The sequence below is a fragment of the Bradyrhizobium neotropicale genome, assembly GCF_001641695.1.
GTDB classification, from domain to species: Bacteria; Pseudomonadota; Alphaproteobacteria; order Rhizobiales; family Xanthobacteraceae; genus Bradyrhizobium; species Bradyrhizobium neotropicale.
In genome coordinates, this window is record NZ_LSEF01000002.1 from 1 (window position 1) to 2,500 (window position 2,500).

Here is a 2,500-nt window from a genome sequence, read left to right on the forward strand (position 1 = left end):
CACTGATGCTCCTCACCTTGTTGAGTGACACAACAATCGACACCAGTCGGTTGGAGTCATTCATCGTCGGTAAGGGTGTCGGAACCCTTCCTCTCAGGAAGGTTGGGACCTCTCCGGTCCCGGGCTGTTTGACAAGTGAAGATGAAGAAAGAGAAACGTGGACGGCGGAGTCCTTGCGCCTCTCGGACCACTTAAGAGCTTCGGCTTTTGAGTACTGAGAGAGGACGAAAGACTTCGGCGGTACACGTTTCAAAGGAAACACCATCGTTGTCCGCGATGTGAATCGCAGACAGCAAGTCGATTTCGGTCGACAATGGTGGGACCTCGTCAAACGTTGTGATCAGCCGGTTCAAAGTTCAAGTCCAACTTGAGAGTTTGATCCTGGCTCAGAGCGAACGCTGGCGGCAGGCTTAACACATGCAAGTCGAGCGGGCGTAGCAATACGTCAGCGGCAGACGGGTGAGTAACGCGTGGGAACGTACCTTTTGGTTCGGAACAACACAGGGAAACTTGTGCTAATACCGGATAAGCCCTTACGGGGAAAGATTTATCGCCGAAAGATCGGCCCGCGTCTGATTAGCTAGTTGGTGAGGTAATGGCTCACCAAGGCGACGATCAGTAGCTGGTCTGAGAGGATGATCAGCCACATTGGGACTGAGACACGGCCCAAACTCCTACGGGAGGCAGCAGTGGGGAATATTGGACAATGGGGGCAACCCTGATCCAGCCATGCCGCGTGAGTGATGAAGGCCCTAGGGTTGTAAAGCTCTTTTGTGCGGGAAGATAATGACGGTACCGCAAGAATAAGCCCCGGCTAACTTCGTGCCAGCAGCCGCGGTAATACGAAGGGGGCTAGCGTTGCTCGGAATCACTGGGCGTAAAGGGTGCGTAGGCGGGTCTTTAAGTCAGGGGTGAAATCCTGGAGCTCAACTCCAGAACTGCCTTTGATACTGAAGATCTTGAGTTCGGGAGAGGTGAGTGGAACTGCGAGTGTAGAGGTGAAATTCGTAGATATTCGCAAGAACACCAGTGGCGAAGGCGGCTCACTGGCCCGATACTGACGCTGAGGCACGAAAGCGTGGGGAGCAAACAGGATTAGATACCCTGGTAGTCCACGCCGTAAACGATGAATGCCAGCCGTTAGTGGGTTTACTCACTAGTGGCGCAGCTAACGCTTTAAGCATTCCGCCTGGGGAGTACGGTCGCAAGATTAAAACTCAAAGGAATTGACGGGGGCCCGCACAAGCGGTGGAGCATGTGGTTTAATTCGACGCAACGCGCAGAACCTTACCAGCCCTTGACATCCCGGTCGCGGACTCCAGAGACGGAGTTCTTCAGTTCGGCTGGACCGGAGACAGGTGCTGCATGGCTGTCGTCAGCTCGTGTCGTGAGATGTTGGGTTAAGTCCCGCAACGAGCGCAACCCCCGTCCTTAGTTGCTACCATTTAGTTGAGCACTCTAAGGAGACTGCCGGTGATAAGCCGCGAGGAAGGTGGGGATGACGTCAAGTCCTCATGGCCCTTACGGGCTGGGCTACACACGTGCTACAATGGCGGTGACAATGGGAAGCGAAGACGCAAGTCCTAGCAAATCTCAAAAAGCCGTCTCAGTTCGGATTGGGCTCTGCAACTCGAGCCCATGAAGTTGGAATCGCTAGTAATCGTGGATCAGCACGCCACGGTGAATACGTTCCCGGGCCTTGTACACACCGCCCGTCACACCATGGGAGTTGGCTTTACCTGAAGACGGTGCGCTAACCAGCAATGGAGGCAGCCGGCCACGGTAGGGTCAGCGACTGGGGTGAAGTCGTAACAAGGTAGCCGTAGGGGAACCTGCGGCTGGATCACCTCCTTTCTAAGGATGGTCCTTCAGAGAGCTCACGCTCACTATCGGACCGTTTTAGAAACATCAGGGGCCAACAGATCGCCAGATCGTTGAGCTCCATTGGCGGGATTTCGCCGTCTACGTTTCTCTTTCTTCGCGGACGAACACGCGCCAGGGGCTGCGCTGTGCGGTTGCATTCGGCGCTAGTGGCCGGCTGCACGCGAGCAAGATCCCTTGTCCTCCGAAGGATATGCGTTAGGGGCTTGTAGCTCAGTTGGTTAGAGCGCGCGCTTGATAAGCGTGAGGTCGGAAGTTCAAGTCTTCCCAGGCCCACCACTTTCATCGAGTGAGCATTCGTCTTCTGGTTACGGGGCCATAGCTCAGCTGGGAGAGCGCGTGCTTTGCAAGCATGAGGTCGTCGGTTCGATCCCGTCTGGCTCCACCAGATGGTTTGATTGCCGGCGCAGCTTGTACCGAAATCGTCCGCGAAACATCACTTCGCACCCACTAGTCCGGATGGACAGTGACGTGCGTGTTTTCTGACATCGTAAAGAGGAGATCGATCCGAGTTGGGTCGTGCAGCAATTGTTGCGCGAGCCTTCATTATCTCCGGATCATTTCGGCGCTCGCTTCCGGCCGTGAGGTTGGTTGCGAGTTGTAAATGATCCTTTTAGCG

General features: G+C 55.2%; 2 tRNA genes and 1 rRNA gene. All 3 read left to right on the forward strand.

Features of this window, described 5'->3' with window-relative positions:
- Positions 1-363 precede the first annotated feature (363 nt).
- The 3 genes from AXW67_RS00015 to AXW67_RS00025 all read left to right on the forward strand — a co-directional run bounded on the left by AXW67_RS00015 (position 364) and on the right by AXW67_RS00025 (position 2,269).
- A 16S ribosomal RNA gene (locus AXW67_RS00015) occupies positions 364-1,854 on the forward strand.
- 229 nt (positions 1,855-2,083) lie between these two features.
- A tRNA-Ile gene (locus tag AXW67_RS00020) sits at positions 2,084-2,160 on the forward strand.
- Between the two features lie 33 nt (positions 2,161-2,193).
- Positions 2,194-2,269: transfer RNA gene (locus tag AXW67_RS00025), tRNA-Ala, on the forward strand.
- Positions 2,270-2,500: the final 231 nt, after the last annotated feature.